The organism is Brachybacterium epidermidis (assembly GCF_015209585.1).
GTDB lineage: Bacteria > Actinomycetota > Actinomycetes > Actinomycetales > Dermabacteraceae > Brachybacterium > Brachybacterium epidermidis.
In genome coordinates this window covers 145,838-167,438 of record NZ_JADEYR010000005.1, presented here as the reverse complement: position 1 = coordinate 167,438, position 21,601 = coordinate 145,838, and the positions used below count along the sequence as shown (strand labels likewise).

Below are 21,601 nucleotides of genomic sequence, written 5' to 3'. Positions count from 1 at the left end.
GCGCATGGCCCGGCCGGCGGGCTTGGGGGCCAGCGCGCTCCGCGCATGGCCCGGCCGGCGGGCTTGGGGGCCAGCGCGCTCCGCGCATGGCCCGGCCGGCGGGCTTGGAGGTCAGCGCACTCCGCGCATAGCCCGGCCCACGGGCTTGGCGATCAGCAGCATCACCACGCCGATCGCGATCGTGATCGCGCCGAGGGCACCGAAGTAGGCGGTCTCGTTGTCGGCGGAGTAGAACTGCGCCAGCGAGCCAGACAGCGAGGTGCCCAGGGCAACCGACAGGTTGTACAGCGCCATCATCATCACCGGGAAGGCGCGCGGGGCCAGCTTGGTGGCCAGGGACAGGCCCACCGGCGACAGCGACAGCTCACCCAGGGTGGCCACCAGCATGATCATCGCGACCCACAGCACGGGAACCGCGGCCACCGAGGCCATCGGCAGGAACAGCAGGAACGCCGCACCCATGAGGATGATGCCGATCGCAAACTTGGTGGGCGTGCCCGGCTGGCGACGACCCAGCTTGGTCCACATCAGGGCGAACAGCGGCGCCAGCACGATGATGTAGAAGGGGTTGAAGGACTGCGCCCAGGAGATCGGCATCTCCCACTCGCCCAGGAACGGCAGCTGCAGGGCGCGGTCCAGGCGGGTGTCCGAGTACAGCGTGATCACGGTGAACTGCTGCTGGAACAGCGCGAAGAACGCCGCGGTGCCGATGAACAGCGGGATGAACGCGATCACGCGGGAGCGCTCGTCGGCGCTGATCTTCGGCGTGGTCAGCAGCAGGGCGAAGATGACGATGGCACCGATCACCGACAGCGCGGTCATGATGGTGGCGAGGTTCGCCGGGTTGACGACGCCGGTGAGCACCAGCACCAGGATCAGCACCAGACCGCCCAGGGCGATGCCGCCCCACAGGGGGTACTTCGAGCGGGGCAGCGGGTCGGGCACCACGTGGACACTGGCGGGCAGGCCCTTGCGGGTGAGCACGTACTGGGTCAGGCCGATGGCCATGCCGATCGCGGCCAGGCCGAAGCCGAAGTGGAAGCCCCACTCCTTCTGCAGCAGGCCGGTCAGCAGCGGGCCAAGCAGGCCGCCGATGTTGATGCCCATGTAGTAGATGGAGAAGCCGGCGTCACGGCGGGGGTCGGAGACGTCGTACAGCGACCCCACCAGGGTGGCGGCAGTGGACTTCAGGCCGCCCGAGCCCACGCCCACCAGCAGCAGGCCCGCCACCAGGCCGGGCACACCCGGGATCAGGGCCAGGGCGATGTGGCCCAGCATGATCATCACCGCGGAGCCGAACAGGGTCTTCTCCGGTCCCAGCAGCCGGTCCGAGATCAGTGCGCCCAGGATGGAGAAGATGTACACGGAGCCGCCGTAGGCACCCACGATGCCCAGGGCCACGTTCTCGTCGATCCCCAGGCCGCCGTCGGTGGCCGCGAAGTACATGTAGATCGCGAGAATGCCCTGCATGCCGTAGAAGCTGAAGCGCTCCCACATCTCGACGCTGAACAGGTTCGCCAACGGGCGGGGCTGGCCCATGAAGGTCTTGCCGGAGGGGTTGTGCTCGGCGTCGTACCCGCCTGGGGCACCCGCGACGCCGGGGGCGTTCGCGGCGCCGGGGGCGTTCGCGGCGCCAGGGCGCAGTGCGCCACCCGAGGGATCGCGAGGGTCGGGGCCGACGGGCGCGGTGGCCGATGGCTGCGGTGCGCCAGCTGGGCTGTCAGGGGAGTGCTGGTCTCGATTCACGAGGATCGATGGTCCTCCTTCGCGCATGGCCATGCAAAGCTGCGGAAGGGATTGTGGTGCATCAGTCGATCCGTGCGGTCGGCGCGCAACACCATCGAGACCATGTCTCATGGCGGGGCGCCGGCGGTGAAGACGGCCTCGAGGCCGCAGAGCAGGACGGACTCACGATGCGACACGGCGCTCCGGTGCCTGCGTCCGGGAGCCGTCGCGCACGATGGCGCACTGGTCCAGCACACCGGTGGGACGAAGCGCCTCCACGATCACCTTCGCCAGCAGCCCGCCCAGCCTTCCCGGTGGAGGGGGCCGGTGGCCCCGTCCCGGTTCCGCTCACCGGCGCCGGCTCTTCTCGGGTGCTCCCCTCGGGCGTGCGCTGCCTCCAGCGGTTCGCCCCGCGCCCCGCCCCGTGCGCCGCCCCCGTACCAGGTCCACGATCGCCCAGATCAGCAGTGCGCCCACCACGGCCAGCAGCACCCACTCCTCGGCGGCCAGTGCGATCGCGACCGTGACGGCCAGCAGGATCAGCTGCGCCACCTCGAGGGCGCGACGGGAGATGCCCAGCAGCGTCCCCGCCCAGCGGGTGCGCAGCAGACGCATCACCAGCAGGCCGACGATCAGGCCCAGGACGAGGTATCTCACGCGGTGACTCCATGACGGTGGGGGAGTTGTCCACCTTACGGCCCACGGCGGTCCCGGGGGCACGGTGGGCTTCCTACACTGGACCGGTGACATCGACTGACGCCTTCGAAGCTGGACCGGACCGCGGCCTGGAGCGCACCCCGCCCCAGGATCTCGCCGCCGAGCGCGGCGTGCTCGGCGGGATGATGCTGTCCAAGGACGCCATCGCCGATGTGGTGGAGAAGGTGCGCGGCATCGATTTCTACCGCCCCGCGCACGAGCTGATCTACGAGGCGATCGTGGACCTGTACGGCCGCGGGGAACCGGCGGATCTGGTCACCGTCTCCGACGAGCTCACCAAGCGCGGCGAGCTGCAGCGCGTGGGCGGCGGCGCCTACCTCGCTGATCTGATCGACATGGTCACCACCGCCGCCAACGCCGGCTTCTACGCCGACATCGTGGTGGAGCGCGCCACCCTGCGCCGCCTGGTGGAGGCCGGCACCCGCATCGTCCAGCTCGGCTACGCCGCCGATGGCGGAGAGATCGAGGAGGTCATCAACGAGGCCCAGGCCCAGGTGTACGCGGTCACCGAGCGCGGCCAGTCCGAGGACTTCGTGGCCCTCGGCGAGGTCATCGACGACACCCTCAACACCATCGAGGCCACCCAGAACCGCGGCGGCCAGGTCACCGGCATCCCCACCGGCTTCGCCGAGTTCGACGAGCTCACCCAGGGCCTGCACGCCGGGCAGATGATCATCTTCGCCGGGCGCCCCGCCATGGGAAAGACGACGCTCGGCATGGACGTGCTGCGCAGCGCCTCGATCCACAACGGGCAGACGGCCGTCATCTTCTCCCTGGAGATGGACAAGACCGAGATCACCATGCGTCTGCTCTCGGCGGAGTCCCAGGTGCCGATGAACCGCATGCGCGACGGCTCGATGGACGACCGCGACTGGCAGGCCATGGCCCGGGCGATGAACCGCATCACCGATGCCCCGCTGTTCATGGACGACAGCGCCAACATGTCGCTGATGGAGATCCGCGCGAAGTGCCGCCGGCTCAAGCAGAAGCACGACCTGAAACTCGTGGTCATCGACTATCTGCAGCTGATGAGCTCCGGCAAGCGCGTGGAGTCCCGCCAGCAGGAGGTCTCGGAGTTCTCCCGCGCGTTGAAGCTGCTGGCCAAGGAGCTGGAGGTGCCGGTGATCGCCATCTCGCAGCTGAACCGCGGCAACGAGCAGCGCCAGGACAAGACCCCGATGATGAGCGACCTGCGCGAGTCCGGCTCGATCGAGCAGGACGCGGACCTCATCGTGCTGATCCACCGGGAGGACTACTACGAGAAGGAGTCCCAGCGCGCCGGCGAGGCTGACCTCATCGTCGCCAAGCACCGCAACGGCGCCACGGCCACCATCCCCGTGGCCTTCCAGGGCCAGTACTCGCGCTTCAAGGACATGGCCAACATGGGCGGCTTCGGGGCCTGATCGGATCGAACTGATCGAAGGTCCTGCAGCGGTGCCCCGCACTGATCGCTGCAAGTCGCCGCGGTGGCCCGTCGGGAGGCCGCCGCGGTGCGTGTCCCGTCGCGCCGCGGCCGGGCCCCGATAATCGAAGCATGCTGCCTCCTGACGACATGCACCCCCTGTGGTTCCAGATCGGCGTCGACGGCTGGGGAGCCCTGGGCGTCGTCATCTCCACCACCGTGCTGTACCTCGTGTACACGCTGGTGATGCAGCTGCTGGGGCCGCGGCTGATGTCGGCCCCCTCGGTGCTGAGCTTCACCCTGGTGGCGCTGTTCGGGGCGATCGCGGCTCGCGCCATGCTGGGCAACTCGCCCACCCTGGTGGGGGCCTTGATCGCGATCGGCACCCTGATGGTGCTCGAGTCGCTGATGGGCCGGATCCATGAGGGCGCGTCGAAGGTGCTGCACCTGAAGGGACCGCAGCCCACGGTGGTGATGGTGAACGGTCAGGTGATCGCTGCGCACCTGAAGCGCCGCCACCTCCAGCCCGAGCACCTGATGGCCATGTTGCGCCGAGCCGGGATCCACCGCGTGGAGGACGCTGAGCTGGTGATCCTGGAGAACCGCGGCAGCCTCACCATCGTGCGGGCCGGCGAGAAGATCGATGCCGCGCTGCTGGCCGATGTGGACGGCCGCCGCCTGGTGCCCGAGGTGCTGATCGGAGACTGACGCCTGCCGGGATCGAGGACGGATTCCCTGGCCGGCCGTGTGTGCTTTCACCCCTCTACCCTTGCTCTCGCCGTTGGCCTCCCCCTGGGGCCACTCCCGTTCGCGGCCTCTCGACCCTCGTCGGACAGGATCCACCGAAAGTCGGGGGCGCGTACGGTCTGCGCGCCGGTACCTTCCCTGCATGGGGAACGGACGGAACCGCAGGGGGGCACGGACGGGGCATGATCGAGGCCGCTACGAGGCGCGAGCTGCCCGCTTGCGCCGCCGGCACCGCACCCGGTCCGTTGACCGACCCACCGCCTCCGGGTCGACCTTTCCACTGACGTACATGCGCACCGGTCCCTTCCCCGGCCGTCCCACCGTCGTGGTGATCCCCGGCGGGCCGGGTCTCGGCACCGCGACGCTGTACGGCGGGCTGCGCAGCTGGGCGCGCCGCAACAGCATCGACCTGCTGATGATCGAGCACCGTGGCGTGGGCCTGTCCCGGCGCGACGCCACCGGCGCCGACCTCACCGCGGACGACATGCGCTTGGGACTCGTGGTCGAGGACATCGCTTCCGTGCTCGACGCGGAGAACATCCAGAGCGCCGCGGTGTACGGAAGCTCCTACGGCACCTATCTCGCTCAGGCCTTCGCCGTTGAGCACCCGGACCGCGTCGCCTGCCTGCTGCTGGACTCGGCGATGCTCACAGCGCAGGACCACCTGGACGTACGAGCTGCCTCCCGGGACCGGCTGCTGCACGGATCCGGGCAGGACACCGCGCGAGCCGCAGGCAAGCTCCGGGCGCTGGTGGCCGACGGCACCGTCCAGCGATCCGAGGCCGATGTCGTGGCTCGCATCGTCTACGAATACTGCGGCCCCGTGGTGCTGGAGTGTCTGCTCGACCAGGTGCGCCGTGGCACCGGGGGCTTCGCGTGGAAGAGCATCGCCGCCCTGGAGCCCATGGACACCGGAGAGCGTCGACCGTTCCGGATGGAGTTCGACCTGGTGGGGGTGATCGCCTTCCGCGAACTGAACTACGCCCCGGAGCCCGACGGGCTGCCCTTCGATCCCGGGGCATCCTTCGCTGATCTCGCGCAACGCTTCCCGCCCTTCGAGGGCGAGCCCTACGACCTGCCGTCGACGATCCGAGGATTCACGATGCCGGTCATCCTCCTCTCCGGGGAGCGGGACCTGCGCACCCCGCGGTCGGTGGCCGAACGGATCACCGAACTCGCTCCGCACAGCCATCTGGTGCCCCTGCGCGGCGCCGGCCACAGCCTGCTGGACTCCCATCCCGCGGCCGCCCGGCGCGTACTCACCCTGGTCAGCACCGAGGGTCCCCAGGCGGTGATGGCTGCAGCAGAGGAGCTGGAGGCGCTGATCGACCGCTCCCGTGCGCTCAACCCGGCCACGCTCGTGCGCTCGCTGATGCGCCTGTCACCCCTCGTCCCGCGCCGCCGAAGTCACGAGCGATGATCGGGTGCGCTGGCCGCGCACCTGCAGGGGCGTACTTGTAGGAGTGCGGCTGGCCGCGTGTGCCCTCACCCCTCCCGCAGGTGCGCCTCCAGCTTCTCCCGGTGCCCGTCGTGCAGATCCTCGGGCAGGGTGTCCATGGCGGCCAGGCGGTGGTCCGACACCTCGATGGATTCGTGCTCGTCGCGAGAGGGCAGGTCCCGCACGGTGCCCTCGAGCAGGATCTCCACCCGCATCCGGTGGCCGGCGCTCATGTCCAGCACCCGAATGCCCTCCACCACACCGCCGCCGATCTCCTCGTGCAGCTCGCGGGTGACGCATTCGGACAGGGACTCGTTCGGCTCGAGGTAACCGGAGGGCATGCCCCACTGCTGTCCCTTCGGCCAGAACGCGTTCCGCACCAGCAGGAACTCATCGTCCTCGGTTCTCAGCAGCGCACACACCGCCACCAGGAAAGTGGGCTGGGTCAGGTGCAGCAGCCGCCACTGCACCCAGGGCATGGAGCGCCAGATGCGGGGAAGCAGGCCGCGGGCCCGTTGGACGAGCATCAGGCCACCCACACGGTGGTGAGGTTGCAGAACTCGCGGATCCCCGCCGCGGACAGCTCACGGCCGTAGCCGGAGCGCTTGATCCCCCCGAAGGGCAGTGCCGGGTTCGAGACCGTCATCCCGTTGACGAACACCCCGCCGGCCTGGACCTCCTGCACGAAGTACTCCTGCTCCTGGGCATCGGTGGTCCACACGGAGGAGGACAGGCCGAAGCTGGTCGCGTTCGCCACCCGCACCGCCTCCCGGGCATCGGCCACCTTGTACAGCGCCGCGACCGGACCGAAGGTCTCCTCGCGCGTCATACGGGCCCGTTCGGGCAGATCGGCGATCACCGTCGGCGGGTAGTAGACCCCCTCGCCGGGCAGGTCCGCGACTGCATCCGGGCCTCCCACCAGCACCGAGGCTCCCGTGGCGACGGCGTCGTCCACCAGCTCCGCGAGATCGTCCACCCCGCCCTGGCTGGCCAGCGGCCCCACGTCCACCTGTGCATCCAGCGGGTCGCCCACCCGCAGCTGTCGCACCTTCTCCGTGAAGCGCTCGGCGAACTGCTCGTACACGTCGGCGTGGATGATGAACCGCTTGGCTGCGATGCAGGACTGGCCGTTGTTCATCATCCGTGCATCCACGGCGGTGTCCACGGCCGCGTCCAGATCCGCGCTGGGCATCACGATGAACGGGTCCGAACCGCCCAGCTCCAGCACCGTCGTCTTGATCTCCTCACCGGCGGTCGCGGCGACGGCCTGACCGGCGGGCTCGGACCCGGTGAGCGTCACGGCCTTCACCCGCACATCGCGGATCACCGCATCGACCTGCTTCGACCCGATCAGCAGGGTGCGGAACACGCCGGCCGGGAAACCTCCACGCTCGAACAGCTCGTCGAGGTACAGGGCCGTCTGCGGCACGTTCGAGGCGTGCTTGAGCACCCCGGTGTTGCCCGCCATCAGCGCCGGTGCCGCGAAGCGGATCACCTGCCACACAGGGAAGTTCCACGGCATCACCGCGAGCACCAGCCCCAGCGGCCGGTACCGCGCATAGGCCCGTGAGGCGCCGACGGCCGACGGGTCCTCCAGCACCTCGTCCGCCAAGAACCCCTCGGCGTGCTCGGCGTAGAACCGCAGTGCGTTCGCGGACTTGGTGATCTCGGCGCGGGACTGCTCGATGGGCTTGCCCATCTCCACCGTGACGATGCGGGCCAGCTCGTCCACGTCGCCCTCCAGCACGTCCGCGGTGGCGCGGGCCCACTGGGCGCGCTGGGCGAAGCTGGTGGCGCGCAGCTCCTCGTGGGCGGCGTGCGCCTGGGCGATGCGGCGCTCCACCTCGGCCTCGTCGTGGGCGGTGAACGTCTTCTCGGTGTCCCCGGTGGCGGGGTTGACGGTGGCAATGGCCATGATGTGCTCCTTCGATGACGTGGATGGGTGAGTGCTCGGAGTCAGGCCTGTGGTGGCCCGGAGGTGGGTCGGGTCGCACGGTCGTGCAGGTCGATCAGGCGCTGCGCGTTCTCCTCGGAGACGAAGGAGGACCCGTTGATCGTCATGTCCCAGGTGGCCCCGCCGCGGAAGGTGACCGTCCCGCGGTGCTGGGCCCAGTACGGGGGGATCGGCTTCATGTCTCGACGGTACTAGCCGGGCGGCCGGGCCGCCCGGGCCGACCGGGCGTTCCGGGGACGTGCAGTCCTTCGCCGTACGATGAACCGATGAGATCCCTTCTGCGCCGCGTACCTGCCACCACCTCCCAGAACCTGACCCGGATCGGGCTGGGAGCGTTCATGACCTTCGCGGGGGTCTCCCACCTGACCTTCGCCCGCGACGAGTTCCGCGCCCAGGTCCCCTCCTGGCAGCCCTTCCCCGAGGACATCGTGGTGCTGGGATCCGGTGTCGTCGAGGTCGCCCTGGGAGCGTCCTTGACCGCACTGCCGCGCTATCGGCGGCTCACGGGGGTCGCGCTGGCCGCGTTCTATGTCGCGGTGTTCCCCGGCAACGTCTCGCAGTACCTGGAGGGGGTGGACGCCTTCGGATTGGACACCGCCGCCAAGCGGCTGGCCCGCCTGTTCGGCCAACCGCTGCTCATCGCGGCCGCACTGTGGGGTGCCGGGATCCCGCAGCGGCGCTCCCACGACTGAGAGGCAACGCAGCCCCGTGCTGCTTCCCAGGTCTTTCGGAAGACTGGATGCGCATGTCAGGCCGGTGCGCTAGGTTCTCCCCACCGCCACGGCGCACCCGTGCCGTGGCCGCCCCGCGGGGCACGATCCGACGAAGGGAATGCACATGAACCTCGGCGACAAGATCAAGAACAAGGCCCAGGAGGCCTCCGGCAAGACCAAGGAAGGCCTCGGCGACGCCACCGACAACCACTCCCTCGAGGCCGAGGGCCGTGGCGACCAGGCCGAGGCGAACGCCCGCCAGGCCGGCGAGAGCGTCAAGGATGCCGCCAAGAACCTGAAGGACGGCTTCTCCAAGTGATCCTTCCGCGGCCCGGCCACCGCTGATCCACCGCCGCGGTTGGAGGAGGGGTCCCGACGTCGGGCTCCCCGCCAGGACACCGCAGCGCACGCCACGGCTGGTCCGCGAGCACGCCCCGACGGCGCGCACAGCTCTTCGGAGCGGTGCGCGCCGTCGGCCCGTGTGGGACCGCGGTCCGGGCTCCAGCGCCCGATCCGGAGCCGCCGCCCACCCCGGCTTCAACGAGCCCATCACCCGTGACCAGGTGATCGAGCGCGCCAGCTCAAGCCCGCCCGAGTACCAGGCCTACCGGTACAACACCATCCTGGACTGACTCCAGGTCACTCCCGCCACCAGGTGTCGTGCACCGTGACCGGCAGGGCGCGCTTGTGGCGGGTGCGCAGGAAGATCGCCTCGAGCTTCTCGGCGGCGGCCTCGTCGATCTCACGACCCTCGAGGTAGTCGTCGATGTCCTCGTAGCGCAGCCCCAGCTCTGCTTCGTCGGTCTGGCCGGGGGTGCCGTCCAGCAGGTCCGCGGTGGGGACCTTCTCCCACAGCCTCTCCGCAGCACCGAGCTCCTGGAGCAGGCTCCGTACCTGGCGCTTGTTCAGGCCCGACAGGGGCAGCAGGTCTGCGCCGCCGTCGCCGAACTTGGTGAAGAACCCGGTGATGTTCTCGGCCGCCTGGTCGGTGCCGAGCACCAACAGGCCCAGGTCGCCGCCGATCGCGTACTGGGCGCTCATCCGCAGCCGGGCCTTGGCGTTGCCCTTGGTGAAGTCGGTGAGCTCCTCGCCCATTCCCGCGGCGTACGCCTCGGACAGGCCGTCCACCCCGCCGGACACGTTGATGGTGACCTCGCGGTCCGCGGCGATGAAGTCGAGGGCCGCCTGGGCGTCGTCCTCGTCGTGCTGGACCCCGTAGGGCAGGCGCACGCCCACGAACAGGGCTTCACCGCCCTGCTCGCGCACGCGCTCCACCGCGAGCTGCGCGAGGCGCCCCGCGGCCGTGGAGTCCACGCCCCCGGAGATACCCAGCACGTAGCCCTTCGCGCGGGTCGCCGCGAGGTAGTCCACCAGGAACTGGATGCGGGACTCGATCTCCGCGGCGGGGTCGATGGTGGGCTTCACGCCGGTCTCGTCGATGATGCGCTGCTGCAGTGGCCTCATGGCCGCGATTCTACGGCGGGGCCGCGGGGCTCGGGGTACTGACCGGTGGCGCGCAGCCCCTGACCGCCCGGCTAGTGTGGGGGGATGAGCCTGAGCACCGCCGCCCCGCCCACCGAGCGTCACGTTGCGATCGCCTTCGCCGGGGCCGACGGTTCCCTCCTCCACAGCCAGGACCCGGACCGCCCCTTCTACGCGGCCAGCACCATCAAGCTCCATGTGCTGATGGCAGTGCTGAACGCAGTCGATGCCGGGCACCTCGACCTGGACCGCACCGAGCCGGCCAGGCGCACCTTCACCGGGGTCGACGGTGCTCCGTTCACTCTGTTCGGCGACCACCTGGACCCCACGCACCCTGCCGACGGGCAGCCGATCACGGTGCGCGAGCTCGCGGTGCGGATGATCGACCGTTCCAGCAACGAGGGCACCGATCACCTCATCGAGCTCGTGGGGCTGCCGGCCGTGGCCACCGCCATCGACGAGCTGGGCCTGACCGCCACCCGCGCGGAGCGACTGATCGGCGACGCGGCCGCCATCGACCAGGGGTTAACCCTCGAGACCACCCCTGCGGACCTGGTGCGCACCGTGCGCGCCATGGTGGGCCCCTCCTCGAACCTGCAGCCCGATCACCGCGTGCTCACCCGCGAAGCGATGTCCGCCCAGCGCATCACCATCATCGCCAGCGCCCTGCGGCCCGAGGTGCCGGTGGGCTCGAAGTCCGGTTGGGTGGACGGCTACCGGCATGACGTGGCATTCATCGGCGACCCCGACGGGCCCGAGGTGCGCTACCTGGCCGTGATGACCTCGGGCATGGTCAAGGCCGAGGCCGACGAGGTGATCCGAGCGCGGGTTCGGGAACTGCTGCCGGACCTCGCCCGCTGACCACCCGCGGGCCTGCACCGCCATCCCGCCAGGAACGCTCGCTGCTGGTAGGACCCGTCCAGCGGCGCGAGGGGATTCAGCCGACGAGGTCGCCGATGATCTCGGCGCTGCGACGCGCGCCGTCCTCACCTCGGTGCTCGCCCGCGACCGCATCGGCCGCACGGCGGATCCCAGGATCCGTCAGCAGCGCCCGCAGAGCCCGATGGAACCGCACGGCGTCCCCACGCAGATCCGACGGCGCCAGGGCGATCGCATTGCCCCGCCTGGCCCATACGTCCACGTTCCACCGCTGCTCCGCACTGAGCCCCATGCCGATGAACGGCACCCCGGTGGCGCAGGCCGTCTGCACCGTCCCCTGACCGCCGTGCAGGACGGCGGCATCCACCAGCCCGCCCATCAGGTGCGCCGGCAGCAGCTCCGTGACGTGGACGTTCGCCGGCGTCGACGCGATCTGAGCGGCATCGAGGTACTGCCTGACCGGAGCGATCACCTGCACCGGAGCCCGGCCCAGGGCCCGCATCGCATCCAGCACCAGGCGAGGGTTCCCGGAGGAGCCGCAGGCCAGGTACACCAGCGGCTGATCCCCGGCTGCCAGCTCGCGCACCTGCTCCGGCACCTCCCCGTCCAGGCGCGCGAAGATCGGACCCACCCGGTGCGACCTGGGCGGCAGGGGATCCGCGCCGATCTCCTCGGCCATCGAGGTCAGCAGGGTGACGTCGGCCCCCAGCAGGTCCATCAGGGAGCGCCCTCGCACGCCGTTCCCGTGCGCCACCGAGCGGAACGACGGCGGCACCAGCGGGGCCGAGCCCATCACCCACGCCGCCGGGCCGCGCAGCACCCGGTTCGCCACGGCGCCCCAGCCCCGCTCGGGCAGCAGTGGGATGCCCCGTCCGGCCGCCAGGTGCGCCGCGCTGAACACGTACGGCACCGGGTAGAACAGCGGTACCTGCTCGGCGCGTGCGGAGATGGGGGAGGTGGGGTTGGTGCCGTGCACCACCGCCACCGCCCCCAGGTCCTGGATCGCGGCCCTCTCGATACGGACCCTCTCGGCGATGACCTGGCGGGTGAAGGGGTGGCGCAGCGCGCGACCCTGGTCGAAGGCCATCAGCTGCCGCGCCTGCTCGGGGGTGAAGGACCGGGCGCCGGGGACGCGTTCGAAGCCGGCTTGGTCCACCAGGTGGTCGAAGCCCTCGTCGTGCACCAGGAACACCGGGCACAGGCGTCCGGGCCCGGGAAGCTGGAGCTCGATCAGGGCGCGCGCCACTTCGATCATGCGCGTCACCTCGGCGAGGTTCAGACCCAGCGGGGTGAACAGCACGACGCGACGGGCAGGGGCGTGATCCTGCCGAACGGGCGAGGGAGCGGGGGCGCCTTCATTAGTGGACCACATGGTCCAAGAATAGGTGTGCGCCCCGCTGGTGTCGAGGCATTGCCTCCGGGGGATCTGGGAGAATCCGGGAACCAGCAGACCGGTGATCGAACGACGGAGGCGAGGATGGCGAGACCACCCAGGCCCATGCCTGCCCGCGGCCGCCAGGCACTGATCGCCGCAGGCGCCGATGCCTTCGTGGCAGGCGGCTACCAGCGAGCCTCGCTCAACGCGATCCTGCGCAGCGCGGGAGTGTCCAAGAGCTCCGCGTACCACCACGTGGGGGACAAGCAGGCACTGTTCGACCTGGTGGCGCGTGAGCACGTGGAGCTGCTGGCCCGCCACGTCACGCTGCCGGACCCGGCATCCCTCACGGTCGATCAGTGGTGGGAGGCGATCGATGACCTCCTGGCCCAGCTCGGTGCAGCGGCGCGCGACGAACCCAGGACCCTGGTGGCAGGGCGCCTGGTGCACCTGCGGGACGCTCCCGCCTCCCCGGCGCTGGAGGAGTTCCGGGGGCAGCTGTCGCAGTGGGGCCAGGCCATGCTCGAGCGGGGCCGAGAGGTGCGCGCCGTGGACGACTCCCTCCCGATCGCACTGCAGGCCGCCCTGGCCACCACCGTGGTGATTGAGGTGGACCGCTGGGCATTGCAGCAGGAGGCGAGCGACCAGGCGCACGCCGCTGCCGGTGGGATGCTGCGCAGGCTTCTGCTGCCCTGAGAGGGGCGCCCCGGGCCGGCATCGACCGGCCCTCAGCTCACTGCTGGATCACCCGCACCGCCCCGGCGTACTCGTCCTTGACGTCGTACCCGCTGAGCGACTCGACAGCGATCGTGCGTGGGGCATTGGGCGCGTGGATGATCAGGTCATCGCCCAGGTACAGGGCCACGTGCCGGATCTCAGGACTGCCGGGCCCCTCGGAGAAGAACACCAGGTCGCCGCGGCGCAGGTCCTCGCGCTCCACCCGGGGGAAGCCGGAGCCGTTCAGCTGCGGGCCGGCGTCGCGGGGGATCGTGATCCCGTGGTGACGGAACACCGAGTGGGTGAAACCCGAGCAGTCGAAGCCCCATGCACTCATGCCCGACCACAGGTACCGCAGTCCCAGGAAGCGCTCGCCGGTGGCGATCACCTCCTCCACCGTCGGGGTGGGGGGCACCTCACCCGGCTCCCGGACCACCACGTCGGCCTCGGGCAGGTACTGGGTACCGCCTCCGGGGACCGCCAGCTCCACCACAGCCCCCGTGTGTCCCAGCACTGGCAGCACGGTCCCGAAGGAGACCTCGATCCCGGGGGATGTCCCCTCGGCGTCCTCCATGAGACGGGAGCGGGAGGCGGTGACCGTCGCTGTCGGGGACGATGCCGCAGCCTGCGCGAAGCCCGGGTCGACACTCAGCTGGGCCAGCGGCACCCACCCCGGGTAGCCGCGGGGGTCACGCGGGGAGAGCTGATCGGTGACGACGATGCGTGCCCACTGCCCGTCGACCTCATCGACGATCACACGAGCGCCCAGCAGGGCCTGGGTCTCCAGGCGGCCGGTCAGCCAGCGCAGCGTCTCGGTCTCGTCCATGGCGGAGTTCCAGGCATCCAGGTCCACCGGTACGGTCAGCGAGGGATCATCGATCCCCGCACGGTCCAGGCCCGGCCGCACCCACACGGTGGCCACGGCGACCTGGACGAATGCTGTATCCCCGGGGCGGGGGACGGATCCCGCGGCGTGGCCCGCGCGGCTGCTGGGGTCAGGGGTGGGATTCGAAGGGTTCATCGGTCTCTCCTCAAGGACGGTGCGGGCCTACCGGGGCGGGTCCTGGTCGGGGCGCAGCAGCTCCATGCCCAGGCCGGGCCCGCCGGTCAGCGCCAGCCAGCCCTCCTGGACCTTGTAGCCGCCGGAAGGGTGGCGGGTGGTGAGCCAGTCGGGGGAGTCCAGGGCCACCATGGTGATAGCCGGGTGCGCCAGCGCCACGTGCGCGGCGCCCGTGATCGTGATGCTCGGCTCCATCATCGCCCCCACCATGCAGGTGAGGCCCGCGTGCTGGGCCACATCGGCGATGGCCATCGCCTCGGGGATTCCGCCGGTCTTGGCCAGTTTGATGTTGAGCATGTCGGCGGCGCCGAGCTCTGCGATGCGGCGGGCATCGGCGGCGGTCCACACGGACTCGTCCGCCATGATCGGAGTGCTGACGGCGCGGCGCACCTGCGCCATGCCCTCCAGGTCGGCGGCCGCGACGGGCTGCTCCACGAGGTCCACGGGGAGCCCGTCGGCCTCGAAGGCGCCGATGATCTCGATGGCCTGCTGCACGCTCCAGCCCTGGTTGGCGTCCAATCGCAGGCGGGCCCCGGGGACCGCTTCGAGCACGGCATCCAAGCGCCGACGGTCCTCCTCCACGTCCCTGCCCAGCTTGATCTTCAGCACCCGGTAGCCCTCAGCAGCGGCCGCGCGGGCGTGCTGGGCCATCACCTCCGGCTCCTCGAGGGAGACGGTCATGTCCGACTCGATGCGGGTGTGCACCGCACCACCCAGCAGTTCCACCAGGGGGCGGCCTGCGGCCTTGCCCCAGGCGTCGTGCAGAGCCACGTCCACCGCGGCGCGCGCACTGCTGGCTCTCTGGACCGATTGCGCCAGCAGGGCGCTCAGCTCGGCGATGGTGCCACGGGCCCCGGTGAGGGCGGCGGTGATCGGTCCCTCCACCGCAGTGGTGATCGAGGCCAGGTCCTCCCCGGTGACGGGCTTGGTGTCGGCCGCGGTTCCCTGCCCGATCACTCCGGCGCGCAGCTCCACCTCGATGGCCAGGTACTCCACGGCCTCGGTGCGCCGAGCGGCGGTGACGAAGGGACGCAGCAGGGGAGCGGCGTGGCGATGCATGCGCACTGCCGCCACCTCCAGCTCCAGCGCCACGGCGCTGACGGGCAAGGCGGGCTCAGGCGTGCCGCCGGGGGTGCGGGGAGCGGGGCGGCCGGTCACAGCATGCTCATCAGCTGAGCGGCACCCAGGCCGATCCACGTGCCCGCGAAGGAGCCGATCAGCGCGAACAGCACGCCCACCGGCACGAGCTGACGATTGAACGCACTGGCCACTACGGGTGCGGAAGCGATACCGCCGATGTTCGCGGTGGAGGCCACGGCCAGCGAGAACAGCTCGGTGCGGGTGAGCTTCGCGTAGATAACCATGATCACGGCGTGCACCAGCAGCACCAGGAAGCCGATCAGCAGGTACAGCGGTGCCTGGGTGAGGGCGGAGAAGTCGGAGCCGGAGGCGATCTGGCCGATCACGATGAACAGCATAAGGGTGCCCACCTCCATCGAGCCGGCCACCTTGCCCAGCGGTGTGTGCGCCACGATCAGGCCCAGCAACGACACGATGAGGATGGTCCAGGCGGTGCCGTTGACCACGTCGCCCAGCTCGGGCAGCTGACCACCGATCCAGATCGCCACGGTGGAGACGAAGATCGAGCCGAAGGCCACGATCGCCAGGGAGGTCACGGTGATCTCCCGCTTCTCCTCAGCGAGGTCGGCGCCGGCGTGGGAGTCCAGATAGGAGGTGTTGGCCTTGGTGAAGCGGTTGAAGCGATCGGAGACCGCCGCCGAGGAAAACATCGCCATCAGCCACACCGAGTACACGATGGTGTCGGTGATCAGGGCGTAGCCGAAGATGTTCTCCGGTGCCTGGAGGATGTCCTGCACCGCGACCATGTTGGCGCTGCCGCCGGTCCAGGAGGCCAGCAGGGCGCCCAGGGCCTTCCAGGACTCCTCGTGCAGGGCGCTCTGGAACACGGCGTACACCGCCACCATGCCCACGGCGAGTGAGGCGGCGGCCACGAACATGGTCAGCAGCAGCTTCGGGCCCAGCTTGATGATCTTGCGGACGTCGCAGCTGAACAGGAACAGGAAGATCATCGCCGGCAGGGCGACGTCCTTCACCGCGGCTATGGGGGCGCGGGTCTCCTCGGCGTCGCCGAACATGCCCAGGGAGTTCAGGGTGGCGCAGAGCAGGTACATCAGCACCATGCCCGGCACGAACGTGAAGAACTTCCAGCCCGTGGTGCGTTCCAGCACGATGAGCAGGCATGAGAGGCCCAGCAGGACGCCGAGCATGAGCAGGCCGTCGGTGATCAACGGTTCTCCTTCGGGAAGGGCCGACACCCCGCTGACCGGGCAAAGAGAAATCGGAAGCGCACCGGACCTGCCGCGGGGCGGCGCGGGCATCGCGGACGGCCGCCCTCCTGGGGCGCGGCGACCAGCGCGGCCGCCGACGGCGACACGCCTCGCGCCTGCCCACGAGGGCGGCGCGTCGATGCCCTGTCCGGGCGCTTCCGACGGGATCCGGTGCGGTCAGGTACCGGGCTGACGGCGAGCGACAGGGTTATGCAGTTGTACCGGCAGAGCCGTCGACCAGGTCGCGGTACTTCGCAGCGGCGCTCCGCACGGCGGCGGTCATGGCCCGCTGAGAGGACCCGTGGTACCGATCGATGATGGTCTCCACCAGCGCGTCCTCCTCCAGCAGACTCCTGCCCTCGAGCAGCCCGCGCACGAACTCCACGGTGAGAGCGAGCGCCGCGGTGCAGTCGGCGCGGAGGATGGCGTGGGTCTCAGTGTCGACCACGAGGCCCACGAAGAACAACCCGTACTGGGAGGTGATCGGATTGTTGCTCGGCGACTTCGCCTCCCCGGTCACGTAGATCGTCCTGGCCATGGGACGACAGTACGCGGTGGCGGGGCGGTTCCCGGCGACCGCAGCGTGCCGCCCGCTTCCAGATCCTGGAACGTACCCACCCGTAACCGCCGGATGGGGCAGGCGGCCGAGCAGGGCGGGCGGCCGAGCAGGGTGGGCGGCCGAGCAGGGCGGGCGGCCGAGCAGGGTGGGCGGTCGAGCAGGGCGGGCGGCTCGGTGATGTGTGCCCTCACATGTGGAGACACCGGCCGGTGGGGTGTAGAAGGGAGCGGTGACCGATACCCCTGCGCCCCGGCCTGAGCCCCCGGTACGGCTCGAGGACCCCGCCCGGCCAGAGCACATGCCCAGCGCTGAGCACCCGCCCCGGCCCGAGCACATGCCCAGGGCTGAGCGCCCGCGTCGGCTGATGCGCACGCGTCGGTCCGAGCGGCGGGGCGGCCCCGCTGCCGGAGCACCCGCCATCGGTGCCGTGCTGGCCGTGATCGCGGTGGCCACCGTGTCGCTGAACCTGCGGCCCGGTGCCACGTCCCTGGGCCCGCTGCTGGAGGACGTGGTGGCCTTCCACGGCCAAGGCGGGCTCGCCATGGGCCTGCTGACCGCGCTGCCGTGCCTGGCCTTCGGGGTGCTGGGTGCGCTGGCGGTGCCGATCTCCAAGCGGGTGGGTCTGACCGGCACCGTGGTGGCCTCCCTCGTGCTGGCGGTGGCCGGCCTGCTGCTGCGCCCCCAGGCGAGCACCTTCGTGATGTTCACGCTGCTGTCGCTGCTGGCCCTGGTGGGACCGGCGCTGGGCAACGTGATCGTCCCGGCGTGGATCAAGCAGTACGGCGGGCGCCGCACCGTGGCGCTGATGACCCTGTACTCGACCCTGCTGGGGGTGGGCGGCGCCAGCGGTTCCGCCTTCGCCGTCCCCCTGATCACGGACGAAGCACTGGGCTGGCAGGACTCCCTGCGGTTCTGGGGCCTGCTGGCCGTGGTGCCGGTGGTGGTGTGGACGATCGTGCTGGCCCGCACCGGCCACGACTTCCCTCCCGACGCCGCCCAGGGCGAGCTGCGAACCTCCGTCCTGCGCTCGCCCACCGCGGTGGCGCTCACCGCGATGTTCGGCCTGCAGTCCATGAACGCCTACACGCAGTTCGGCCTGCTGCCCCAGATCCTCACCCAGGGCGGCATGAGCGCGGCCGATGCCGGCCTCGTGACCGGATCCGTCGCGGCCTGGGGCATCCTGGGCGGGCTCGTCATGCCCACGGTGATCGAGCGCTCCCACCACCTGCCGCTGATCGCCCTGGGCATGGGCCTGCTGACCGCCGCCGGGTACATCGGACTGATCCTGGCCCCCGCCGCAGGCGCACTGCTGTGGGCGTCCGTGCTGGGCGTCGGCGGCTTCGCCTTCCCCACCGCGATCGCGCTCATCCCCGCCCGTAGCCGCGACCCGCTGGTGACCGCGAGGCTGTCCGGGATGGTGCAGCCGGTGGGGTACCTGATCGCCGCCGCCGGCTCGATCACCGCGGGAGTGGTGCTGGACGCCACCGGCTCCGCGCGCACCATGCTCACGATGATGGCCGTGACCGGACTCGCCCTGGGTGTGGTCGGCTTCCGCGCCGCCAGGCCCGCCTTCGTCGACGACGAGATGGGGTGCGCGGCGCGCTCATAGCCTTGCTCAGCGCTGCGAGCACTGATGAGGGCCGACGGCGCTGACGGCGCTGACGGCGCTGACGCCGCCGATCAGCGCCTGGCAGCCGCCGCGGCGATGTCCTCGAGGTCCTGCTCCATCGCCTTGCGGGTGGCCTTCAATCCGACCTTCGCCATCACACCCGTCAGCTTCCCCTTCAGGCCGCCGCGGGACTGCGGGACGGCGGTGAACACCATCGTCAACTGGGTCGCATCCGGCGAGCCGGAGATCGGGGAGAGGATGAACTCCGTGCGGTAGTCGGCACCGCCGGCCTCGGCCACCACGACGGTGCGGCGGGGTGCATCGGCCTCGACCACCTGCATCTCCTGGCTGCCCTCGAAGCCGAACATCTTCCGCGTCTCGATCCAGCGGGTGCCCACGCCGTAGGGACCCTGGGTCTGCAGGTCCACCGCGAGCACGTCGCGGAGGGTGTGGGGCGCGGCTTCGATGTCGGCGATCACCGCCCACACCTGCTCGGCGGTGGCGGGGATCTGGCGGCTGAGGCGGAGCTGGTGAGTGGCCATGGCTGATGGTAGTTCCGTCCGGGCGCGGCGGCGGCGGACATGGGAGGATGCAGGGCATGAGCATCGTGCGCGCGCTTAGCCATCTGTGGGCCCAGGGACCGTCCAAGCCGGCTCGCGACCTCGTGGACCGCCGCCTGGTGGAGCGCCGACGGCACCACCACGTGCCCACCACCTGGATCGACCCGGATCGCGCGGGTGGCGCGGGTGGCGCGGCCATCGTGCACCTGCACGGCGGTGCCTTCCTGCGCGGTGCGGACCAGAAGACCTGGGAGTGGCTGGAGGACGTGCGGCGACGCTCCGACGTGGCCGCCGCAATGGTGCACTACCGCGTGCCTCCGCGCCACCCCTTCCCGCACGCCTTCGACGACGCCCTCCAGGCGGTCCTGTCCCTGACCCGCAAGGCCGAGGTGCGGCCGGGCCACTGGGTGCTCTCCGGCGACGGTGCCGGCGGCGGCCTCGCGCTCGCCGTGGCCCAGGCGCTACGCGAGCACGGGGGCGCCCAGCCCGCCCTGCTGATGCTCACCACCCCCTGGCTGGACCTCACCGAGGAGCGGCTGCTGCGGCCCGAGCTGCGTGAGGCCGCCGAGCTGTACGCCGACGGCGCTGATCGCGACGACCCGCGCCTGAACCCGCTGCGCGGCCCCATGGAGGGGCTGCCGCCCGTGCACCTGAGCGTCGGCGGCAGCGACCCGCTGCTGGCCGATTCACGGAGGCTCAGTGAGAAGCTGCGCGCCGCCGGGGTGGAGCTCGAGATCCACGAGGCCGTCGAGGGCGGGCACAGCTACCCCCTGCAGCAGGTGGGCCCGGTGGCCCAGGCCGCCCGCCGCTCCCAGATCAGCGCGGTGCGCCGAGCCCTCGACCTCGAGCGGGCCATACCCCGCGCCTGAGCGCCCCGGCGCTCACCCGTCACTCCGTGGAGCGCGCGCGCGAGATCACCCGCACATCGATCCTCTCCTCGCGCGCCAAGATCCTGACCGGCACCGTCACGGACGCCGAGCTGCTGCTGAGCGGCTCCTCCGTGCTCCCGGGCGAGCTCAGCGGGATCTGAGCGCCAGCTCCCGGGTCATGCGCTCCAGGGACTCGCGCAGCACAGGGCGCGGCATCGCGGCGATCAGCCGGATGTGGTCGCGCCCCACCTCCCCGCAGGAAGCGCCGTCCGTGGGCAGCAGGCGAGCGGCCTGCTGGAGGTGTGCGGAGGCCGGGGCGGGCACCTCGAGGGCGCTCAGGTCGATCCAGCACACGTAGGTCGCCTGGGGCCTGCTCATCCGCGCGGCCGGTGCGCTCTGGGTCAGGGCATCGGCCACCATCGCGGTGCAGTCCTCGATGTACGCGGTGACCTCCTCGATCCACCCCGAGCGATCGCGGTAGGCGGCGATGGTGCCCACCATGCCCAACGGGGCGACCCGGTGCCAGCTCGGCGGCTGGATCCGCGCCCACGCCTCCCGATCCCTGTCGCTGCTCAGCACCGCCTGGGCGCACTTGAGGCCGGGGATGTTCCAGCCCTTCGACGCGGACACGGCCGTGATCGTGTGCGCGGCAGTGCGGGGGCTCAGGGAGGCGTAGGGGAGGTGGGTGTGGCCCGAGAACACCAGGGGCGCCCAGATCTCGTCGGCGAACACCCGGGCACCGGTCTGCTCGATCACCTCGGAGAGCTCCGCGAGCTCCTGGCGCGTGAAGACCCGCCCGGTGGGGTTGTGGGGGTTGCACAGCGTCACCAGCTGCGCCCCGCTGCCGGTGATGGCCGCCCGGATGGCGGGCAGGTCCATGCGGAACAGGCCCTGTTCGTCGAGCACCATGGGCACCTCGATGACCTCGCGGCCCAGGCCCCGGATGGTGTTGAAGAAGTTCATGTAGGCCGGGGTCGGGACCACCACCGGCGTGCCCGGGTCCGTGGTCAGCGCGATCGCCTTCTCGAGCACCGAGATCACGTCCGGGACGGGGTGGACGTCCTCGGGTGCCACCTCCCAGCCGTGCGCGCCGGCGAGCCGTCGGGCGGTGGCCTCCTGGAGCTCCTGGGCCAGTTCCGGGGTGGGGTAGCCGAAGCACCCCACCTGCACCGCCTGTTCCAGGGCGGCCACGATCGCCGGCGAGGTGCCGTAGTCCATCTCCGCCACGAAGGCGCCGGTGACCTCATCGGGCAGGCTCCACTTGAGCGCCCCGGTCGAGCGCAGGTGATCCACGGTGATCGCATCCAAGCTCTGAGCCAGGGGCACGGCTGTCTCCTTCGAGGGCGGGGCGCGCGGTGCGCGGCGGTGAACGGACTTCTCATCATGACAGGAAGCGCGCAGCACCGCTCCTGCGAAACCGTGATCACCGATGAAGTGCGCTCTTATG

At 70.8% G+C, this 21,601-nt stretch carries 24 protein-coding genes; 11 read left to right on the top strand and 13 right to left on the bottom strand.

Translation table 11 applies throughout. The features are described 5' to 3' along the window. Positions 1-111: 111 nt before the first annotated feature. A complete protein-coding gene (locus tag IOE58_RS07165) occupies positions 112-1,539 on the bottom strand; it encodes a peptide MFS transporter (protein WP_193865745.1) in 1,428 nt (475 codons plus the stop codon). A gap of 534 nt (positions 1,540-2,073) precedes the next feature. Further along, positions 2,074-2,382, bottom strand: a complete 309-nt coding sequence (locus IOE58_RS07160) for a hypothetical protein (protein ID WP_193865712.1) — start codon at positions 2,380-2,382, stop codon at positions 2,074-2,076. Between the two features lie 86 nt (positions 2,383-2,468). Between IOE58_RS07160 and dnaB the strand changes: the two genes are divergently transcribed. From dnaB to IOE58_RS07145, 3 genes are all read left to right on the top strand, one after another. Continuing rightward, on the top strand, positions 2,469-3,845 hold the full coding sequence (dnaB, locus tag IOE58_RS07155; protein ID WP_193865711.1) for a replicative DNA helicase: 1,377 nt from the start codon (positions 2,469-2,471) through the stop codon (positions 3,843-3,845). 131 nt (positions 3,846-3,976) lie between these two features. Beyond that, on the top strand, positions 3,977-4,552 hold the full coding sequence (locus tag IOE58_RS07150; RefSeq protein ID WP_193865710.1) for a DUF421 domain-containing protein: 576 nt from the start codon (positions 3,977-3,979) through the stop codon (positions 4,550-4,552). Between the two features lie 328 nt (positions 4,553-4,880). After that, positions 4,881-6,011 (top strand): alpha/beta fold hydrolase, encoded by a 1,131-nt coding sequence (locus IOE58_RS07145; protein WP_193865709.1) that lies wholly within the window; start codon positions 4,881-4,883, stop codon positions 6,009-6,011. Positions 6,012-6,076: 65 nt separating this feature from the next. Here the strand turns inward: IOE58_RS07145 and IOE58_RS07140 are convergent, their stop codons facing one another. Genes IOE58_RS07140 through IOE58_RS07130 form a run of 3 tightly spaced genes read right to left on the bottom strand, consistent with a single transcriptional unit; the run spans position 6,077 to position 8,162 of the window. Beyond that, positions 6,077-6,556 (bottom strand): NUDIX hydrolase, encoded by a 480-nt coding sequence (locus IOE58_RS07140; RefSeq protein WP_193865708.1) that lies wholly within the window; start codon positions 6,554-6,556, stop codon positions 6,077-6,079. Further along, the gene (locus IOE58_RS07135) at positions 6,556-7,944 is read right to left on the bottom strand and encodes an NADP-dependent succinic semialdehyde dehydrogenase (RefSeq protein WP_193865707.1); all 1,389 of its coding nucleotides are present in this window, start codon (positions 7,942-7,944) and stop codon (positions 6,556-6,558) included. The genes IOE58_RS07140 and IOE58_RS07135 overlap by 1 nt, the downstream gene beginning before the upstream one ends. Positions 7,945-7,985: 41 nt before the next feature. Further along, positions 7,986-8,162: a hypothetical protein gene (locus tag IOE58_RS07130; protein WP_193865706.1), complete on the bottom strand. Its 177-nt coding sequence runs from the start codon at positions 8,160-8,162 to the stop codon at positions 7,986-7,988. Between the two features lie 87 nt (positions 8,163-8,249). On the opposite strand from IOE58_RS07130, the gene IOE58_RS07125 reads away from it, so the two are divergent. The 3 genes from IOE58_RS07125 to IOE58_RS07115 all read left to right on the top strand — a co-directional run bounded on the left by IOE58_RS07125 (position 8,250) and on the right by IOE58_RS07115 (position 9,328). Next, on the top strand, positions 8,250-8,675 hold the full coding sequence (locus IOE58_RS07125; RefSeq protein WP_193865705.1) for a DoxX family protein: 426 nt from the start codon (positions 8,250-8,252) through the stop codon (positions 8,673-8,675). Between the two features lie 145 nt (positions 8,676-8,820). Then, on the top strand, positions 8,821-9,015 hold the full coding sequence (locus tag IOE58_RS07120; protein WP_193865704.1) for a CsbD family protein: 195 nt from the start codon (positions 8,821-8,823) through the stop codon (positions 9,013-9,015). A 160-nt stretch (positions 9,016-9,175) separates the two neighbouring features. Continuing rightward, positions 9,176-9,328: a hypothetical protein gene (locus tag IOE58_RS07115; protein WP_193865703.1), complete on the top strand. Its 153-nt coding sequence runs from the start codon at positions 9,176-9,178 to the stop codon at positions 9,326-9,328. 7 nt (positions 9,329-9,335) lie between these two features. On the opposite strand, the gene nadE is transcribed toward IOE58_RS07115, so the two are convergent. Next, positions 9,336-10,160 (bottom strand): NAD(+) synthase, encoded by an 825-nt coding sequence (gene nadE, locus IOE58_RS07110; RefSeq protein ID WP_193865702.1) that lies wholly within the window; start codon positions 10,158-10,160, stop codon positions 9,336-9,338. An 84-nt stretch (positions 10,161-10,244) separates the two neighbouring features. Here nadE and IOE58_RS07105 point away from each other — a divergent pair, with 84 nt between their 5' ends. Next, positions 10,245-11,039: a serine hydrolase gene (locus tag IOE58_RS07105; protein ID WP_193865701.1), complete on the top strand. Its 795-nt coding sequence runs from the start codon at positions 10,245-10,247 to the stop codon at positions 11,037-11,039. Positions 11,040-11,115: 76 nt separating this feature from the next. Here the strand turns inward: IOE58_RS07105 and IOE58_RS07100 are convergent, their stop codons facing one another. Then, positions 11,116-12,429 carry a glycosyltransferase gene (locus IOE58_RS07100; RefSeq protein ID WP_193865700.1) on the bottom strand — a complete coding sequence of 438 codons (1,314 nt, stop codon included), beginning with the start codon at positions 12,427-12,429 and terminating at the stop codon, positions 11,116-11,118. Positions 12,430-12,534: 105 nt separating this feature from the next. On the opposite strand from IOE58_RS07100, the gene IOE58_RS07095 reads away from it, so the two are divergent. After that, positions 12,535-13,128 (top strand): TetR/AcrR family transcriptional regulator, encoded by a 594-nt coding sequence (locus tag IOE58_RS07095; RefSeq protein WP_193865699.1) that lies wholly within the window; start codon positions 12,535-12,537, stop codon positions 13,126-13,128. Positions 13,129-13,165: 37 nt separating this feature from the next. Here the strand turns inward: IOE58_RS07095 and IOE58_RS07090 are convergent, their stop codons facing one another. The 4 genes from IOE58_RS07090 to IOE58_RS07075 all read right to left on the bottom strand — a co-directional run bounded on the left by IOE58_RS07090 (position 13,166) and on the right by IOE58_RS07075 (position 17,095). Further along, on the bottom strand, positions 13,166-14,170 hold the full coding sequence (locus IOE58_RS07090) for a C40 family peptidase (protein ID WP_193865698.1): 1,005 nt from the start codon (positions 14,168-14,170) through the stop codon (positions 13,166-13,168). Positions 14,171-14,197: 27 nt separating this feature from the next. Continuing rightward, the gene (locus tag IOE58_RS07085; protein ID WP_193865697.1) at positions 14,198-15,367 is read right to left on the bottom strand and encodes an enolase C-terminal domain-like protein; all 1,170 of its coding nucleotides are present in this window, start codon (positions 15,365-15,367) and stop codon (positions 14,198-14,200) included. After that, complete coding sequence (locus tag IOE58_RS07080; RefSeq protein ID WP_193865696.1) at positions 15,364-16,518, bottom strand: DUF819 family protein; 1,155 nt, start codon at positions 16,516-16,518, stop codon at positions 15,364-15,366. The genes IOE58_RS07085 and IOE58_RS07080 overlap by 4 nt, the downstream gene beginning before the upstream one ends. A 247-nt stretch (positions 16,519-16,765) precedes the next feature. Continuing rightward, positions 16,766-17,095: a DUF3870 domain-containing protein gene (locus IOE58_RS07075; RefSeq protein WP_193865695.1), complete on the bottom strand. Its 330-nt coding sequence runs from the start codon at positions 17,093-17,095 to the stop codon at positions 16,766-16,768. A gap of 250 nt (positions 17,096-17,345) precedes the next feature. Between IOE58_RS07075 and IOE58_RS07070 the strand changes: the two genes are divergently transcribed. Then, positions 17,346-18,725 (top strand): MFS transporter, encoded by a 1,380-nt coding sequence (locus tag IOE58_RS07070; RefSeq protein WP_348981914.1) that lies wholly within the window; start codon positions 17,346-17,348, stop codon positions 18,723-18,725. Positions 18,726-18,796: 71 nt separating this feature from the next. Here IOE58_RS07070 and IOE58_RS07065 read toward each other — a convergent pair whose 3' ends face one another. Continuing rightward, positions 18,797-19,267 (bottom strand): SRPBCC family protein, encoded by a 471-nt coding sequence (locus IOE58_RS07065; RefSeq protein WP_193865694.1) that lies wholly within the window; start codon positions 19,265-19,267, stop codon positions 18,797-18,799. Between the two features lie 56 nt (positions 19,268-19,323). Between IOE58_RS07065 and IOE58_RS07060 the strand changes: the two genes are divergently transcribed. Together IOE58_RS07060 and IOE58_RS14640 are read left to right on the top strand one after the other, a co-directional pair. After that, positions 19,324-20,154 carry an alpha/beta hydrolase fold domain-containing protein gene (locus IOE58_RS07060; protein ID WP_193865693.1) on the top strand — a complete coding sequence of 277 codons (831 nt, stop codon included), beginning with the start codon at positions 19,324-19,326 and terminating at the stop codon, positions 20,152-20,154. Between the two features lie 26 nt (positions 20,155-20,180). Continuing rightward, positions 20,181-20,315: a hypothetical protein gene (locus IOE58_RS14640; protein WP_259789984.1), complete on the top strand. Its 135-nt coding sequence runs from the start codon at positions 20,181-20,183 to the stop codon at positions 20,313-20,315. Here the strand turns inward: IOE58_RS14640 and IOE58_RS07055 are convergent. Beyond that, positions 20,302-21,480 (bottom strand): aminotransferase class I/II-fold pyridoxal phosphate-dependent enzyme, encoded by a 1,179-nt coding sequence (locus IOE58_RS07055; RefSeq protein WP_193865692.1) that lies wholly within the window; start codon positions 21,478-21,480, stop codon positions 20,302-20,304. The two genes, IOE58_RS14640 and IOE58_RS07055, sit on opposite strands and share 14 nt — an antisense overlap. Between the last annotated feature and the right edge of the window lie 121 nt (positions 21,481-21,601).

Coding starts and splice junctions, on each gene's coding strand:
- IOE58_RS07165 (WP_193865745.1), bottom strand. CDS start 1,539: ATGGGCCAGCCCCGCCCGTTGGCGAACCTGTTCAGCGTCGAGATGTGG.
- IOE58_RS07150 (WP_193865710.1), top strand. CDS start 3,977: ATGCTGCCTCCTGACGACATGCACCCCCTGTGGTTCCAGATCGGCGTC.
- IOE58_RS07145 (WP_193865709.1), top strand. CDS start 4,881: ATGCGCACCGGTCCCTTCCCCGGCCGTCCCACCGTCGTGGTGATCCCC.
- IOE58_RS07140 (WP_193865708.1), bottom strand. CDS start 6,556: ATGCTCGTCCAACGGGCCCGCGGCCTGCTTCCCCGCATCTGGCGCTCC.
- IOE58_RS07135 (WP_193865707.1), bottom strand. CDS start 7,944: ATGGCCATTGCCACCGTCAACCCCGCCACCGGGGACACCGAGAAGACG.
- IOE58_RS07130 (WP_193865706.1), bottom strand. CDS start 8,162: ATGAAGCCGATCCCCCCGTACTGGGCCCAGCACCGCGGGACGGTCACC.
- IOE58_RS07125 (WP_193865705.1), top strand. CDS start 8,250: ATGAGATCCCTTCTGCGCCGCGTACCTGCCACCACCTCCCAGAACCTG.
- IOE58_RS07120 (WP_193865704.1), top strand. CDS start 8,821: ATGAACCTCGGCGACAAGATCAAGAACAAGGCCCAGGAGGCCTCCGGC.
- nadE (WP_193865702.1), bottom strand. CDS start 10,160: ATGAGGCCACTGCAGCAGCGCATCATCGACGAGACCGGCGTGAAGCCC.
- IOE58_RS07105 (WP_193865701.1), top strand. CDS start 10,245: ATGAGCCTGAGCACCGCCGCCCCGCCCACCGAGCGTCACGTTGCGATC.
- IOE58_RS07100 (WP_193865700.1), bottom strand. CDS start 12,429: ATGTGGTCCACTAATGAAGGCGCCCCCGCTCCCTCGCCCGTTCGGCAG.
- IOE58_RS07095 (WP_193865699.1), top strand. CDS start 12,535: ATGGCGAGACCACCCAGGCCCATGCCTGCCCGCGGCCGCCAGGCACTG.
- IOE58_RS07090 (WP_193865698.1), bottom strand. CDS start 14,170: ATGAACCCTTCGAATCCCACCCCTGACCCCAGCAGCCGCGCGGGCCAC.
- IOE58_RS07075 (WP_193865695.1), bottom strand. CDS start 17,095: ATGGCCAGGACGATCTACGTGACCGGGGAGGCGAAGTCGCCGAGCAAC.
- IOE58_RS07065 (WP_193865694.1), bottom strand. CDS start 19,267: ATGGCCACTCACCAGCTCCGCCTCAGCCGCCAGATCCCCGCCACCGCC.
- IOE58_RS07060 (WP_193865693.1), top strand. CDS start 19,324: ATGAGCATCGTGCGCGCGCTTAGCCATCTGTGGGCCCAGGGACCGTCC.